Origin of the sequence: Neobacillus sp. NPDC093127 (genome assembly GCF_044754175.1) — a bacterium.
GTDB lineage: Bacteria > Bacillota > Bacilli > Bacillales > Cytobacillaceae > Neobacillus.
Genome location: NZ_JBIVOP010000001.1, coordinates 471,789 through 488,772 on the forward strand (window position 1 = coordinate 471,789; position 16,984 = coordinate 488,772).

At 43.4% G+C, this 16,984-nt stretch carries 12 protein-coding genes; 2 read left to right on the forward strand and 10 right to left on the reverse strand.

The window, feature by feature from the left end:
• Positions 1-42: 42 nt before the first annotated feature.
• Positions 43-2,721: a calcium-translocating P-type ATPase, SERCA-type gene (locus tag ACIQCO_RS02320; protein ID WP_400425437.1), complete on the reverse strand. Its 2,679-nt coding sequence runs from the start codon at positions 2,719-2,721 to the stop codon at positions 43-45.
• Positions 2,722-2,890: 169 nt separating this feature from the next.
• On the opposite strand from ACIQCO_RS02320, the gene ACIQCO_RS02325 reads away from it, so the two are divergent.
• Both ACIQCO_RS02325 and ACIQCO_RS02330 read left to right on the forward strand, forming a co-directional pair.
• Entirely contained in the window at positions 2,891-4,603 is a 1,713-nt protein-coding gene (locus tag ACIQCO_RS02325; protein WP_400425440.1) for an Rqc2 family fibronectin-binding protein, read from the forward strand.
• 113 nt (positions 4,604-4,716) lie between these two features.
• A complete protein-coding gene (locus ACIQCO_RS02330; RefSeq protein ID WP_400425443.1) occupies positions 4,717-5,700 on the forward strand; it encodes a nuclease-related domain-containing protein in 984 nt (327 codons plus the stop codon).
• Between the two features lie 281 nt (positions 5,701-5,981).
• Here the strand turns inward: ACIQCO_RS02330 and pyrE are convergent, their stop codons facing one another.
• From pyrE to ACIQCO_RS02375, 9 genes are all read right to left on the reverse strand, one after another.
• On the reverse strand, positions 5,982-6,602 hold the full coding sequence (pyrE, locus tag ACIQCO_RS02335) for an orotate phosphoribosyltransferase (RefSeq protein WP_400425446.1): 621 nt from the start codon (positions 6,600-6,602) through the stop codon (positions 5,982-5,984).
• Positions 6,599-7,315: an orotidine-5'-phosphate decarboxylase gene (gene pyrF, locus ACIQCO_RS02340; RefSeq protein ID WP_400425449.1), complete on the reverse strand. Its 717-nt coding sequence runs from the start codon at positions 7,313-7,315 to the stop codon at positions 6,599-6,601. The genes pyrE and pyrF overlap by 4 nt, the downstream gene beginning before the upstream one ends.
• Positions 7,287-8,228: a dihydroorotate dehydrogenase gene (locus tag ACIQCO_RS02345; protein ID WP_400425451.1), complete on the reverse strand. Its 942-nt coding sequence runs from the start codon at positions 8,226-8,228 to the stop codon at positions 7,287-7,289. Before ACIQCO_RS02345 ends, pyrF begins: the two co-directional genes overlap by 29 nt.
• Complete coding sequence (locus ACIQCO_RS02350; RefSeq protein ID WP_400425914.1) at positions 8,225-8,995, reverse strand: dihydroorotate dehydrogenase electron transfer subunit; 771 nt, start codon at positions 8,993-8,995, stop codon at positions 8,225-8,227. Before ACIQCO_RS02350 ends, ACIQCO_RS02345 begins: the two co-directional genes overlap by 4 nt.
• The gene (carB, locus tag ACIQCO_RS02355; RefSeq protein WP_400425454.1) at positions 8,995-12,201 is read right to left on the reverse strand and encodes a carbamoyl-phosphate synthase large subunit; all 3,207 of its coding nucleotides are present in this window, start codon (positions 12,199-12,201) and stop codon (positions 8,995-8,997) included. Before carB ends, ACIQCO_RS02350 begins: the two co-directional genes overlap by 1 nt.
• Entirely contained in the window at positions 12,180-13,286 is a 1,107-nt protein-coding gene (locus ACIQCO_RS02360; protein ID WP_400425456.1) for a carbamoyl phosphate synthase small subunit, read from the reverse strand. The genes carB and ACIQCO_RS02360 overlap by 22 nt, the downstream gene beginning before the upstream one ends.
• Complete coding sequence (locus ACIQCO_RS02365) at positions 13,283-14,569, reverse strand: dihydroorotase (protein ID WP_400425459.1); 1,287 nt, start codon at positions 14,567-14,569, stop codon at positions 13,283-13,285. The genes ACIQCO_RS02360 and ACIQCO_RS02365 overlap by 4 nt, the downstream gene beginning before the upstream one ends.
• Positions 14,529-15,470 carry an aspartate carbamoyltransferase catalytic subunit gene (locus ACIQCO_RS02370; protein WP_400425916.1) on the reverse strand — a complete coding sequence of 314 codons (942 nt, stop codon included), beginning with the start codon at positions 15,468-15,470 and terminating at the stop codon, positions 14,529-14,531. Before ACIQCO_RS02370 ends, ACIQCO_RS02365 begins: the two co-directional genes overlap by 41 nt.
• A gap of 140 nt (positions 15,471-15,610) precedes the next feature.
• Positions 15,611-16,921, reverse strand: a complete 1,311-nt coding sequence (locus tag ACIQCO_RS02375) for a solute carrier family 23 protein (protein ID WP_400425462.1) — start codon at positions 16,919-16,921, stop codon at positions 15,611-15,613.
• Between the last annotated feature and the right edge of the window lie 63 nt (positions 16,922-16,984).

Sequence of the window (16,984 nt, forward strand, 5' to 3'; positions counted from 1 at the left end):
GTAATAGAATGGACTCTATTACCTTTTGGATTATAACATACTTTATTTTGTTTTTCTTAACAAAAATGATCCGGCTAGTAAAAAAGTTGGAATCGATGATAGCCCGACAATCAACAACCAGTCTTTTAAGGCTATAGGCAAGGTATGGAAAACCGGCTGCAGCGGCGGATAATAAATGACGACAAACATTAAGGCAAGGGAAGACAGGACGGCCCAGACAAGGTATTGGTTTCCAAATGGGTTTCTCGACAACACCGACTTTTCGCTGCGACAATCAAACACATGGATGAGCTGAGCCATAACAAGAGTAGCGAAGGCAACAGTTTGAGCATATGCCAGCTGGCTCGTATCGTTATGATAAACAATGATAAATGCTAATAAGGTAACAATCCCAATTAGGAATCCTCGGGAGACAACTTTCCAGCCAAGTCCACGAGAAAATACACCTTCATTCGGGCTTCTTGGCCTCCGTTTCATCACGTCTTCTTCCGGACGATCAAGCCCAAGAGCCATGGCCGGCAGTCCGTCTGTTACCAGGTTTACCCAAAGGATTTGAATGGGTACAAGTGGCAGCGGCAGTGCTAATAACATCGCAAACAACATCACCAGTATTTCACCAACATTTGATGCTAGTAAGTAGCGGACAAATTTTCGAATATTTTCATAGATGTTTCTGCCTTCTGTAATTGCCGCCTTTATCGTTGCAAAATTATCATCTAACAAGATGAGCGCCGATGCTTCTTTAGCGACATCTGTTCCGGTAATTCCCATCGCTACCCCAATATCTGCCGCTTTGATTGCTGGGGCATCATTGACACCATCACCGGTCATTGCGACAATATGTCCGCGATTTTGTAATGCTTTAACAATTTTCAACTTATGTTCCGGTGAAACCCTGGCAAACACTGACACATCATCGACCACATCTTCAAGCTCTTCAACCGACATGTTAGCTAAAGCCTTACCATCAAGCACCTTGCTTTTGCTTGTTAAAATCCCCAGCTGGGCGGCAATCGCCTTGGCAGTGATGACGTGATCACCAGTAATCATCACGGTTTTAATTCCTGCATCCTTGCATTCTTTGACGGCATCTTTTACCTCAGGCCGCGGCGGGTCAATCATTCCCTGTACACCAATTAGGGTTAATTTTTTCTCTGCTTCCTGTTCACTTAAGATAATCGTATTAGCAGCGATTGGCTTAAAGGCAACCGCAATCGTTCGCAGTGCTTTTGATGCAAGGCCATCGATTGCATCCTGAACCTTCATTTTTGTTTGCTTATTTAAAAATTGCGTCCGTTCATCCCATAGAATCGATTCACTAATCCCTAAAATGACATCTGGTGCTCCTTTTGTAACAATGAAATGCCGGCCTTGTTTGTCTTTTACGTGGATACTCATCATTTTTCTAGCCGAGTCAAATGGAAATTCATTTATGATCGTAAACTCATTTAATAATGTTTTTCGATCAAAACCTGCTTTCATCGCACTGACAAGCAAAGCACCCTCCGTTGGATCCCCGTCAAGAATGAAATCCTCATCCTTCATGATCAAATCCGAATGGTTGCATAACATTCCAAAAATCAGCATTTGCTGTAAGGCTTTTTCATCCTTGGGTTGAATTGTTTGCTTATTTCGATAAAAATTTCCCTGCGGCTGGTAGCCTACTCCGTCGACTGTCCACGTCTGTCCCCCACTCCAGAGATGGGTTACGGTCATTTTATTTTGCGTCATTGTTCCAGTTTTGTCAGAACAAATAACTGATGCACAGCCAAGCGTTTCGACGGCCGGAAGCTTCCTGACGATGGCATTTTTCTTAATCATCTTTTGGACACCTAACGATAATGCCACGGTCACAATGGCCGGCAGCCCTTCAGGTATCGCTGCCACTGCAAGCGAAACACCTGCTAAAAACATCTCGTAAATTTCGTGTCCGCGTAATACACCGACCACGACAACAAGTACGGTTAACAGCAAGGCGACTGTGATTAATATTTTCCCCAGCTGCTCTAAGCGTCGCTGCAATGGTGTATCCTGTGACTCTGCATTTTGCAATAAATCAGCAATTTGTCCCATTGCTGTTTTCATTCCGGTCGCGATTACAACCCCGACACCGTTTCCCCTCGTAATCATCGTGCCCATAAAAGCGATATTTTCCATATCGCCAATTCCCGGGTTAGGGTTTGTTAAGCAATCGATGTGTTTTGAAACGGGAACAGACTCACCTGTAAGTGCTGATTCCTCAATTTCTAAGCTTTTAGATTCAACAACACGGACATCAGCGCCAATCCGGTCGCCGCTAGCAAACTTCAAAATATCGCCTATGACAATTTCTTTTGATGGAATCTTCAGCCATTTTCCATCCCGCAATACAGATACATGCGGTGCCGATAATTCCTTTAGGGCTTGGAGTGATTTCTCCGCTCTTCGTTCTTGGTAAAACCCAAGGCAGCCGTTAATAATGACGATGGCAATAATGGCAATGGCATCAATATATTCGCCGAGCAAGCCGGAAATCAAGGTAGCTGCCAGGAGGACCAACACCATAAAATCCTTAAATTGACTAAAAAATAAGAGTAAAGCCGATTGCTTTTCTCCTTCGTCCAATTCATTTAGTCCGTGCTCATTTATCCGCTTCTTTACTTCTTCCTGTGTTAATCCAGAAGAAAAGTCGGTTTCTAAGGCCTTTTCTACTTGTTCTATCTTCATTTCATGGAATTTCATCCGACCATCTCACTTCCCCCTTTATTCATTCAGACTAGCTCTAAAGAAAGCTTATTCAGGGTCGTCCCAAAAAATGCTATGATTAACGTTATTGCTGGGGGAAAATAAGACAGATTTTCGCCAAGTAGGATATAATATAATCATATGTTTGAAGAAAAGGATGTTTTCGATGTCATTTGATGGTTTATTTACTAAAGCAATGGTCGATGAGCTTGTTCGTTCCCTAAAGGGCGGGCGGATAAACAAAGTTCAACAGCCTTATAAAAATGAAGTGATTCTTACCATTCGGGCAAACGGAGTGAATCAAAAGCTGCTTTTATCGGCACACCCAAGCTATGCACGGGTCCAGTTCACTAACGAACCGTATGATAATCCGAGTGAACCGCCAATGTTCTGTATGCTGCTTAGAAAGCATATTGAGGGCTATATCTTAGAGGATTTATATCAAGTTAATAATGACCGGATGATTATTTTTGAAATCAAGGGCCGAAATGAAATCGGTGATATTAGCTATAAACAATTAATTGTTGAAATTATGGGGCGGCACAGCAATATTGTTCTGGTCGATAAAACGCGGAATGTCATTCTTGACAGCATCAAGCATGTCTCCTTTGCCGTGAACAGCCACCGGGCGATTTTGCCGGGACAGCCTTACATCTTCCCACCCGAACAAAACAAATTAAATCCGTTTGAGGCTACCCAGGAGGATGTATTGAAGGCAGTCGATTTTATGGGAGGCAAACTTGACCGTCAGCTGGTCGAGCATTTTGCCGGTACGTCACCGTTATTTGCGAAGGAAGTGATTTTTCAAAGCGGCCTGGCTAATCGTACGACCGTGCCGGGGACATTTGTCCGGTTGATTGAAAAAATTGCTGCCGGTGAGCTTTCGCCATCGATTATGTCTGCAAATGGAAAGGAATCGTTCTATCTCTTTCCGCTTGAGCATTTAAACGGTGAGGCGAAAAGTTTTCCAACCTTAAGTGAAATGCTTGACCGCTTTTATTTTGGCAAAGCAGAACGCGACCGCGTAAAGCAGCAAGGAAATGATGTCGAGCGCTTTATTAGTAATGAAAAAGAAAAGAATGAAAAGAAAATTGAAAAACTAAAGGGTACGTTAAAAGCGGCAGAGAGAGCGGAGGAATATCAGCGCTTTGGAGAACTATTAACCGCCAATCTTTACGCTGCTAAAAAGGGTATGAAGGAAATCGAAGTTCTCGATTATTATGATGAATTGGGTGGAACAATTATAATCCAGTTGGATCCGAGGAAGACGCCTTCTGAAAATGCGCAAAAGTATTTTTCTAAATACCAAAAAGCAAAAAATGCTGTTTCTGTTGTCGAAGAGCAAATTGAACTAGCCCTTTCTGAAGTAGCTTACTTTGACAATTTACAGCAACAGGTACTGGCCGCTTCACCGAAGGATATCCAAGAGATTCGTGAAGAGCTTGTTGAAGGCGGCTATATCCGCGAACGACGGAAACGAAACGGGAAGAAAGTGCAGAATGTTAAGCCTGTCTTGGATCATTTTATTGCCTCAGATGGCACCGATATCATCGTCGGGAAAAATAATAAACAAAATGATTATTTGACCAATAAGCTGGCGGCACGGGATGAAATTTGGCTGCATACGAAAGATATTCCTGGTTCCCATGTAGTCATTCGCAGTAAGGAACCTTCTGATGAAACAATCCGTGAAGCAGCTGTTTTAGCGGCATATTTTAGCAAGGCACGTAGTTCAAGCTCGGTACCTGTTGACTTCACGAAGGTTAGACATGTGAAAAAACCAAACGGGGCCAAGCCGGGATTTGTGATTTATGATAATCAACAGACGGTTTATATTACGCCGGATGAGGAATTGGTGTTGAAATTGAAGAAAGGATGAGCCAATTGGCATCCTTTCTTTACTTTTTTCGGGAAAATCCGATAAATTCTTTTAAAATTTGCAGGATTTCTATTCCCTTTATTAGAATTTATAGGTAAAAAGGAGTGAGAATATTGATTATTAAAAAAAGGGGAATCCCCTTAAGAATTTTAATATTAATGGCTTTATTGCGCCGTCTCAAGCAGAATCATCCTAAACGCAAGCAAATTGCCGAGGAACTTGCAAGAAGATTGGCAGGTTACCACGGAGAAGAATCGTTAGACTTCTATTTAAATGCTCTCCCTGAAAAAAATTGGATGATATTCCACGATTTAAATTTTTCAGATGGTGAATACAATTACCAAATTGACACCCTGATGGTCTCCCCAAAACTAGCCTTAATTATCGATTCCAAATATTTGGCAGCAAAAATCATTATTGATACCGAAACTGAACAAATGATTCAAATATTGGATGAAAAAGAAAAAGGATACCCTTATCCAATTCCACAATTAGAAAGACTTCAAAAATTCATTCAGAAATTTTTATTACAGCATAACTTACCGCCAGTTCCAGTTGATTATCTAATTATCATGACCAACTCTTATATGGTCCTTGAATTCAGAAGATATAACAAAGCTGTTAGACAGCGAGTCTGCAAATCTCAAAGTCTTTTACATAAAATTGGACAAATAGAAAAAATATACACTAATGAACTCCTCTCTGCAAAAGACATTAAGAAATTATGCAAACTACTATTGAAATATAACACCTCCCCAACAAACTCTATTCTTAGAAAACATGGAATTGAGAAATCCGAATTTTTACCCGGTGTTAATTGCCCAACTTGCCAATGTTTACAAATGATACGTAAAAATAAACAATGGTTTTGTCGATCTTGCGGAACTTTTTCAAGAGATGCACATGTGCTTTTATTACAGGATTATTTTTTACTGATTGATATAAAAATTACCAATAAACAGTTTCGTAATTTCGCACAAATAGAATCGCCTGATGTGTCCGGCAGGCTGCTACGTATGGTTAACCTAAAAAGTTCAGGTATTAATAAGGGGAGAGTTTATTGGAGTGATACTTTCCCAGTTGAACTTCTTAAATAAGGTTCATCGCAGATATATTGTATTTCATCGCAGATATAATGCACTTCACCGCAGATAAAAGGCACTTCATCGCAGATATAATGCCATCTATCGCAGATAAATCGTATTTCATCGCAGATAATTTTAAATGAGGTCAAAAAGACGCCGAACTTCCCCTGAAATTTGGTAAAATTAATTAGAAATCCCCAAAATAAGATATTTTTTCTCACAAATCGCATAGCCGATACTTAAATCACGTCCTAAGTGATGAGTTTTCACTTGGGACTTTTGTGATCGCCGTCTTATTTCCAATTTGCAGGGTCTTTTCTCCACAAAAGCAGGCTTTCTTGATCACCAGGGCTGACATCTCCAGCTGAAATCGCTGCCTCGATTAACGCTGGAAAATCGGTAAGTGAAAAACTCTCGATTTCTGCTTCTTGAAGAAGCTGTTTTCCTTTTTCTAGCCCATATGTAAAAATAGACACAACACCAAGCACATTGCAGCCCGCTTCTCTAAGGGCTTGCACCGCTGTAATCACACTGCCGCCGGTTGAAATTAAATCTTCGACAACGACAACCTTCTGCCTCGCTGCCACTCTGCCTTCAATCTGATTCCCATTTCCATGCCCTTTCGCTTTCGAACGTACATAACACATTGGCAAGTTCAACAGCTCACTGACCCAGGCCGCATGCGGAATTCCTGCTGTTGCGGTTCCGGCAATCACTTCAGCTTCCGGAAAGTATTCAAGGATGAGTGTTTGTAATCCCTTTGCTATTTCCCGCCTCACTTCGGGGAAGGAAAGAGTCAGGCGATTATCACAATAGATCGGTGATTTTAATCCTGATGTCCAGATAAACGGCTCCTGTGGTCTCAAGGCTACCGCATTGATTTCTAATAGTTTTGCTGCAATCTTCTGTTTCATTGTTGTTCCCCTTTCCATGCTCTCATCCATTGTTCATAGCTTTTCACTGGGTCAGTTGATCGGGTAATCGAGCGTCCGACGACAATTGCACTTACCCCTGCATCTCTTGCAAAATCTGGGGTAGCTATGCGCTTTTGATCATCAACATGATCAGACCCCATCCTGATTCCGGGGCAAACGGTTAAAAATGACTGCCCAACCTTTTTCTGAATAGCAGCAGCTTCCCACGCCGAACATACTACTCCATCTAGCCCGGCATCTTTTGCTAATGAAGCATAATGCAGCACAGATTCGTCCAATGCGCCGGGAATCAGCTGTTCTTTATTCATCTGTTCTTGAGAAGTGCTTGTCAATTGCGTAACAGCGATACACCTAAGGCGCTTTCGACCAGCAGCTGTTCCTGCCTCTAATCCTTCTAATGCTGCATGCATCATTTCTTTCCCCCCTGCTGCATGAACATTGACCAGGTCACATTCCAGTCGTGCCAGCCCCTTCATCGCACTTTTCACCGTGTTAGGAATATCATGAAGCTTTAAATCAAGAAAAAGCTGATGCCCCTTTTCTTTTAATAGATGAACAATCGCAGGACCTTCTTGGTAAAATAGCTCCATGCCTACTTTCACAAAAAGTTTTCTTTCTTCAAATGGTGTCAAAAAACGTTCGACTTCGCTTTTGTTAGCATAATCAAGCGCGATGATTAACGAGTTGTCCATGCTGTTTCCAGCTCCTTCCCTTGCATTCATCGATGTGTTCGAACCCTAATTTTTCTAAAAGCAGCGGCAGTTCCTCGATGATGGTCGGGCAGACAAACGGATCAACGAAATTCGCTGTACCAACTGCCACGGCACTTGCACCTGCATAAAAATACTCGATGACATCCTCGGCAGATTGCACACCGCCCATGCCGATAATCGGCAGAGAAACGGCCTGGCTTACCTCGTAAATCATCCGAATCGCCACCGGCTTAATCGCCGGACCGGATAGTCCACCGGTCCTGTTAGCTAAAATCGGCCTGCCAGTTTTTAAATCAAGTCTCATGCCGACAAGTGTATTAATCATCGTTAAACCATCAGCACCGCCTTCCTCAACAGCTTTGGCCATCTCGACAATATTCGTGACATTCGGTGACAGCTTCACATAAACAGGAACCTCAGATACCTCTTTCACCTTCCGCGTCAATTGCTTCGCCACTTCAGGAATCGTTCCAAAAGCGATGCCTCCTGTCTTGACGTTTGGACAAGAAATATTTAATTCCAATGCGTGAACATTCGCTGCCTTCGAAATTTCGCTTGCAACCGCCACATAATCTTCTTCAAGTGAGCCGGCAACGTTCGCAATAATGGGAACATCAAATTGTGATAACCACGGTAACTCCTTGGAAATTACTTTTTCTAAACCAGGATTTTGCAAACCAATAGCATTGAGCATGCCGGCATCTGTTTCAGCAACCCGCGGCGTGGGATTGCCGAATCTCGGTTCAACTGTCGTTGCTTTAATCATAATCGCTCCAAGGACACTTATATCATAGAATTGGCTGTACTCGCGCCCAAACCCAAAGCAGCCCGAAGCAGGCATTATTGGGTTTTTTAAGCTTAAACCCGGTAACTCTACATTCAAACGGCTCATATCAACACCTCCCCGGCACGGAAAACAGGTCCGTCACTGCAGACTTTTTTATAGGAAACTCCTATTGGGTCATCTGCCTTTTTACATACGCAGGCAAAGCACGCCCCGATTCCGCAGCCCATTCGTTCTTCTAATGATAAAAACATCTTTTTATCTGAATAGTGATGTTCAAGTGCTTTTAACATTGGGGTTGGGCCGCATGCAAAAATACAATCAAACCTTAATCTATCCACTACATCCGTTACAAAGCCTTTTGTCCCGTAAGTACCATCAACCGTTGCAACGTAGGTATCGCCATTTTTCAAAAATTCCTGTTCGTAAAATACCGCTGCTTTGGTTTGAAAACCGAGGACATGAATAACATGAACGCCTTTTGCTGCCAACTGCTTCGATAGTTCATAAAGCGGCGGGACACCGATTCCTCCGCCGACAAGCAGCGCGGTTTCCCCGCTGCTTACCTCCTCAACAGGAAAGCCGTTTCCGAGCGGGCCAAGGATATCAAGCTCCATACCTGGGGCCATTTTAGCAAGTAGTGCGGTCCCCTGCCCTTCCTTCCGAAAAATCATCGTCAATTGCTTAGTCGATTTATCAAAGGAAGAAATACTAATCGGCCTTCGTAAAAGGGGGCCCCATTTGTTTGAGACCCGAATATGGACAAACTGTCCCGGAGCATTGATTTGACTAACCAATTCTGCCTTTACTGACAGTTCAAAAATGTCCTCAGCAATTTCCGTTTGGCTGATGATCCGGCAAAACTCTTTTTGAATCATATGAGGATGGCCTCCTTTTCAGCTGCGCCCATCGCATCCGCAGAAAAATTCATCGATTCGATTACTTTTAAAATCGCATCTGCCGTGTCTAAGGAAGTTAAACATGGAACTCCGTTTTCAACAGCTTCTCGGCGGATTCTAAAACCATCTCTTTCCGGCTGTTTCCCTTTTGTCAGCGTATTAATAATGAATTGAACCTCACCATGCTGAATCACATCTAATAAGGTCTGGCCTTCCGAGCCAATTTTTCCGACAACCTTTACCTTCAAACCGGCAGTTTCCAAGACTGAGGCCGTTCCGCTTGTTGCCATTAACCGGTACCCATTCACAGCAAATCTTTCAGCGAGTTTTAATGCTTCTTCTTTATCTTTATCCGCAACGGTGAACAACACAGTACCAAACCTTTTAATATTCATTCCTGAGGCAATCAGCCCTTTATATAGAGCCTTTTCGAGAGTATGATCCTTGCCCATTACTTCACCGGTTGATTTCATCTCCGGTCCTAAAGTAATATCGACACTTTTCAGCTTAGCAAACGAGAAGACGGGAACCTTGACATAAACGCCGCTTTTTTCTGCAATCAGCCCCGGCTGGTATCCTTGTTGTTCAAGCGAAATTCCTAAAATTGCCTTAGTTGCAATCTTTGCCATGGGCACATTGGTGATTTTACTTAAAAATGGCACCGTCCTGCTTGACCGGGGGTTGACTTCTAGTACATAAACTTGATCACCAGATAAGACATATTGAATGTTTAACAGTCCGATAATGTTTAAGCCCCTCGCCAATTTTTCCGTATAGCGGGCAAGTGCTTGTTTCACATTCTCTGAAAGTGTCTGCGGCGGATAGACGGCAATCGAATCCCCGGAGTGGACTCCAGCCCGTTCAATATGCTCCATGATTCCCGGAATTAAGACCTGTTCCCCGTCACAAATAGCATCCACCTCAATTTCCTTTCCCGTTAAGTAGCGGTCAATCAAAACGGGATGGTCCGGATTGATTTTTACTGCATTCTCCATATAATGAAGCAGTTCTTCCTTTTGGTAGACAATTTCCATGGCCCGGCCGCCAAGGACGTAAGAAGGGCGAACAAGTACCGGATAGCCAATCTCCTCGGCAATTCCAAGTGCTTCTTCAACTGATAAAGTGGTCTTACCAAGCGGCTGCGGAATATGTAACAGTTCCAGCGCTTGTTCAAACTTATCGCGATTCTCTGCCCGGTCTAAATCCTCTAAGCTTGTTCCTAAAATTTTCACTCCATTAGCGTGAAGCCCTGCTGCCAAATTGATCGCGGTCTGGCCTCCAAACTGGACTACGACCCCAATTGGCTGTTCAAGGTCAATGATATGCATGACATCCTCAAGTGTCAGCGGTTCAAAATAGAGCTTATCGGAGATACTGAAATCAGTTGAGACGGTTTCTGGATTGTTGTTAATAATAATAGCCTCATAGCCTGCTTCTTTAATGGCTTTTACTGAATGGACGGTAGCATAATCAAACTCGATCCCTTGGCCGATTCGAATGGGACCAGAACCAAGCACAATCACACTCTTCTTGTCAGATACAACTGATTCATTTTCCTCTTCATATGTCCCATAGTAATACGGAGTTTCACTCTCAAATTCCGCCGCACATGTATCGACCATTTTGTAGACCGGGATTAGACCTAAGTCCTTGCGTAATTCATAAACCTGAGATTCAGAACGATTCCAAAGCTCGGCAATTTGTTTATCAGAAAAACCCTTTTGTTTTGCTTCTTTCAGTAGTTCGCGGTCAAATGGGCGGGCAGCAAGCATCGCTTCAAGTTCAATGATTCCGGCCATTTTCTTTAGGAAAAATAGATCAATTTTACTCCATTGATGGATGGTTTCAATCGAAGTTCCCCGCTTTAAAGCCTCCGCTATATAAAAGAGGCGCTCATCCCCGGCTTTTTGGATGCGTTTTTCAAGGAGCTCTTCATCAATTTCAGCCGCATCATTTAATTCAAAATGATAGACCCCGGCCTCAAGAGAACGAATTGCCTTTAACAGTGACTCTTCAAAGGTACGGCCGATTGCCATGACTTCACCCGTTGCTTTCATTTGCGTTCCAAGCGACCTGTTACCCGATTCAAATTTATCAAATGGCCAGCGAGGAATCTTTGTCACGATATAATCAAGTGCTGGTTCAAAACAAGCAAATGTTTTTCCCGTGACTGGATTTAACATTTCATCGAGGGTTAACCCGACTGCGATTTTGGCGGCAAGCTGGGCAATTGGATAGCCGGTTGCTTTCGAGGCGAGAGCAGATGAGCGGCTAACCCTAGGATTTACCTCGATAATATAGTAATTAAAGCTATACGGGTCTAAGGCCAGCTGAACATTACAACCTCCTTCAATGCCGAGAGCGCGAATGATTTTTAGCGAAACATTTCTTAGCACTTGGTATTCACGGTCGCTTAAGGTTTGACTTGGAGCGACAACGATGGAGTCTCCGGTATGTACACCAACCGGGTCGATGTTTTCCATGTTACAGACGACAATCGCATTATCATTGGCATCTCGCATGACTTCATATTCAATTTCCTTAAAGCCAGCGATGCTTTTTTCAAGGAGGCATTGGTGGACGGGACTATTTTTCAATCCACTTGAGACAATTTCCTCTAGATCTTCATGATTTCGGCATATCCCGCCGCCGGTTCCGCCAAGTGTAAAGGCTGGGCGGACAATGACCGGAAAGCCAATTTTTTCAACGAAAGCTATAGCTTCCGCAATTTCATGAATAATTTCACTATCAGGAACAGGTTCATTTAGCTCCCCCATTAAAGTGCGAAATAATTCGCGGTCCTCCGCTTGATTTATGGCCGCAAGCTTTGTGCCTAAAATTTCGACTTCGCATTCTATTAATACGCCTGAATTTGCCAGTTCTACCGCAAGGTTTAGCCCTGTTTGGCCCCCAAGAGTGGCTAGTATTGCATCTGGGCGTTCTTTCCGAATGATTCTGCTGACAAACTCGACAGTTAACGGTTCTATATATACAGCGTCAGCGATTTCTGTATCGGTCATGATTGTTGCTGGATTTGAGTTTACAAGGATGACACGGTAGCCTTCTTCCTTTAACGCGATACACGCCTGCGTACCGGCGTAATCAAATTCAGCTGCTTGACCGATGACAATGGGTCCGGACCCTATTACTAAAATGGAGTTTATATCTGTACGTTTTGGCATATTGTGGTAACCTCCTGTTTTTCTGCTTCCATCATGGCAAGAAATTGTTCAAATAAGCCGTTTGCATCCTCCGGTCCCGGCGATGCCTCAGGATGATATTGAACGGTAAAAGCAGGATAGTCTAAATGTTTTAGCCCTTCGATTGTCCCATCGTTCAATGCTGTATGTGTGATTGTTAATCTCGTTTGATGCAAGGATTCTGTTTCTACTGTGTATCCATGATTTTGTGAAGTAATCGCAATTTTCCCTGTCGCAAGCTCCTTGACAGGATGGTTAGAACCACGGTGGCCAAATTTCATTTTTACCGTGTTCGCTCCGCAGGCCAAGGCAAATATTTGATGTCCAAGGCAAATGCCAAATATCGGAATGACCCCTAGCACTTGTTTAATCATATGAATGGCTTCGGGAACATCCTTCGGATCGCCAGGTCCATTTGACAGCATGATACCGTCTGGACGAAGTTGGAGAATTTCTTCGGCAGTGGTATGATACGGAACAACTACAACATCACAGCCGCGCTTGTTTAATTCTCTTAAGATACCATGCTTCATCCCCAAATCAACGAGAACAATGCGTTTCCCGCGGCCAGGGCTTGGATATGAATTTTTTGTGGATACTGTTCTGACCTGATCAATCGGGAGTCTTGTTTGCCGCAGCCTGCTGACCACCTCATATGGATCGCGGTCAATACTGCAAATCGCCCCTTTTAATGTTCCATATTGGCGGATAAGCCTCGTTAATTTTCTCGTGTCAATCCCGGCTATTCCGGGGATTTTTTTCAATTTAAAATATTGATCAAGGGTAAATTCGCTGCGCCAGTTCGATGGGTATTCCGTGACTTCCTTAACAATAAATCCTTTCACGGCAGGATGTATGGATTCAAAATCATCGCGGTTAATTCCATAGTTTCCAACTAACGGGTAGGTAAGCATGACAATTTGCCCGCAATAAGATGGATCAGAAAGGATCTCCTGGTAGCCAGTCATTCCTGTATTAAAAACGACTTCGCCCATTGTATCCATATGACTGCCAAAACCGTCTCCGATAAATACCGTGCCATCTTCTAAAATAAGCTGAGCCTTCATGCTGTCACACATCCTTTTTCCCAAACGATCTCCCCATTTACGATTGTCATCTCCGGCCAGCCTTTACAATTCCAGCCCGTAAATGGAGTGTTGTTTCCTTTTGATAAAAACTCGTTCGGGTCAATCGCCCTTTCTTCATTGAGATTTAAGAGAACGAGATCTGCTGGCCCCCCTACTTCGATTTTCCCATATGGAAGAGCAAAGCTTTCTGCCGGTTTCGTCGTTAAAAAGCCGATTAATTCTTCAAGTGAGATCATATTGTTTACTACTAAATGTGTATATAGGAGTGGGAAGGCCGTTTCTAAACCGACAATCCCGAATGGTGCCAATTCCATTCCTTCACTTTTCTCTTCACGTGTGTGCGGAGCATGATCAGTGGCGATGAAATCAATTGTGCCATCCAGCAGGCCTTCGATTAAGGCAGCACGATCAGCAGCATCTCTTAGCGGCGGATTCATTTTATAGTTAGCGTCAAGTCCTGGAATATCATCTTCTGTTAAGATCAGATGGTGCGGCGTGACTTCCGCTGTTACCTTAATGCCTGCACGTTTCGCATCCCTGATTACCCTGACAGATTCCTTCGTGCTGACATGGCAGACGTGATAATGACAATCCGCGGATTCAGCGAGCAGGACATCTCTGGCAATCTGAACAGCTTCACAAATCGATGGAATTCCATGTAAATTATTACGCTTCGCAAATGCCCCTTGATGGACGCAGCCATTATTAATCAGGCTGTTATCTTCACAATGAGCTACCACCGCCATATTAAGAGCTGCCGCTTTTTTCATCGCTTTAAGCATCATCCCGGCCGACTGCACGCCTACCCCGTCATCGGTGAAGGCAAACGCCCCGGCACTTTTCAACGCTGCAAAGTCAGTCAATTCCTCACCAAGCAGTCTCGTCGTAATAGAAGCATAAGGTAAAACGCGCACATGAGCAGTCTCCTTAATCCGCATTTGTAAGTTGTCCAGATGGTTTTTGGTGTCAGGCACCGGTCTTGTATTCGGCATGGCCGCCACGGTTGTAAATCCCCCCCTGGCTGCAGCTAGTGTTCCGGTCGCAATCGTTTCTTTCTTTTCACCGCCAGGCTCGCGAAGGTGGACGTGTAAATCAATAAATCCCGGTGAAACCACCATCCCTGTTGCATCCACTTTTCGGTCAACTTCCGCTTCAATCTTCTTTTCTATTTTCGTAACAATCCCATTTTCTATTAAAATATCAGTTGGATTTATTTCTCCATTAAATGCTATGTATTTTGCGTTCTGAATAAGCAGTTTCATATTGATTCCCTCCCATTAAACTCTCAATTGACCGTTTTAAGGCCGCCATTCTGACATACACACCGTTTTCCATTTGCTTAAAGATTCTTGAACGTTTGCATTCTACTAAGCTATCAGCAATTTCTACATTCCGGTTTATTGGAGCCGGATGCATAATAATACTGCTAGGCTTCATTTGCTGTTCCCTCTCAAGCGTCAATCCATATTGGCGATGATACTCTGAAGCTGTAAAGCTTCCCTTCTTTTGATGCCGTTCATGCTGGACCCTTAGCAGCATGACCACATCTGAGGATCTGACGGCTTCATCAATCGGTTTAAATCTTGCAGAACTTAAACTATGGTAGTCAAACCATTCCTCCGGTCCAGAGAATATAACCTCCGCACCAAGTCTTGTTAAGGCATCGGCATTTGAATGTGCCACCCGGCTGTGACTGATATCGCCAATTATCGCAATTCTTAAGCGTTCAAACCCGCCAAATTCCTGCTGAATTGTCATAAGATCAAGGAGTGACTGTGTTGGATGGTGGCCACAGCCATCACCGCCGTTTAAAATCGGGATATTAATTTTTCCGACCAAATCATCAAAATAACGATCCTGCCCGTGACGAATTACGATTGCATTGACACCGATTGCTTCCAGTGTTTTGACGGTATCGTAAAGCGTTTCTCCTTTTTGAACACTTGAGGTTTCCACCTCAAATGGAATGACCCCAATGCCTAACCTTCTTTCCGCCACCTCAAAACTGCATTTTGTTCTTGTACTTGCTTCAAAAAATAGGTTAGCCGTAAACATTTGCTGTACCGGTCTCCAGACCATTCCTTCCGAAAACCGTTTCGCATCCTCAAGTAGTTGATAAATTTCCTCAACCTTTAATTCATTCGTGGTTAATAAATGGTGCAGCATCGCTTCCACATCCTTTCTTAGCATTAAAAATGCACCCTGAAATCTCCTTCAGGGCGCATTGAATCAAAGCTGGAACCAATTGGTTCAAGCTAAACACCCTTCTAAGCCTCTCTGGACTTCGTTAAAAGGTAACTATATTATGCTGGTTTCTTGTTTTTATCTGCTTCAGCATCAAACATACTGCCACTTACTGGCTGTCTGCCCGGAAGGATAAGGTTTAAAACAACACCCAAAATAGCGGCTAACGCCATCCCTTGAATTTGAATATCTTTAAATGGCAGCTTGAGAATAGCTCCGCCAAGTCCAATGACAAGAATAACTGATGAAATGACCAGGTTTCGTTTATCATCAAAATCAATTTTACTATCGACTAACATCCTTAGCCCTGATGAGGCGATAATTCCAAACAATAGGATGGAGACACCACCCATAACAGGTGTTGGAATCGTCTGGATTAATGCTGTTATTTTTCCAATAAAACCGAAGATGACCGCTAATACTGCTGCGCCTGCCAGTACGTATACACTATAGACACGGGTAATTGCCAAGACGCCAATATTTTCACCGTAGGTTGTTTTTGGCGGACCGCCTACTAAAGCTGAAATAATCGTTGCGGTCCCGTCACCGAGGATCGAACGATGTAACCCTGGTTCCTTAATGTAATCACGTCCTACTACCTTACTAAGGATTAACTGGTGGCCGATATGTTCGGAAATCGTTACCACCGCGACAGGTACCATTAACCAGAAAATGTCCCAAGTGAATTTCACCTTATAGCTGACAAATGGGATGATAAATTCCGGCATTTCCAACCAGCCGGCTTTCATTACCGGTCCAAAATCAACGATTCCCACCATTAATGCGTAAAGATAACCAACGATAATTCCCGCTAATATCGGAATAATGTTTAATATTTTTTTTGCAAAAATCGAGAAAATGATGGTTGCCGTAAGTGTTACCAGCGCTGCAGAGAAATGAAGCATACTGTACTTTCCTGCAGGATTATTCATCGCCATACTCAGTGCTGTCGGGGCTACGGACAAGCCAATCACAATGATAATCGGCCCGACTACAATTGGCGGAAGCAGGTTCATAATCCAACGATACCCGCCCTTCCTGATGATTAGGGCAATCATCCCGTAGACGAGTCCTGCAAGGAAGGTCCCTGCCATCGCTGCACCGGGTCCGCCTGCTTCATTGAGGAGTTTTATTGGGATAATATATGCAAATGAAGATCCGAGATACGCGGGTACTTGCCATTTTGTAATCAGTAAAAATGCCAATGTGCCAAGTCCGCTTGAGATAAGGGCAATTGCTGGGCTTAAGCCGACAAGGTATGGCACAAGGATTGTTGCCCCGAACATGGAGAACAAATGCTGGATGCTTAATGTCAGCCATTGATCTGGTTTGGGAATCTCGTTTACGTCTAGGATGGGTTTGTTGTTCATTCTAATCTCCCCTGTTTTCTGGTTTATTTATTTAATAAAAAAACCCTCTTTGTCCACTGGAGG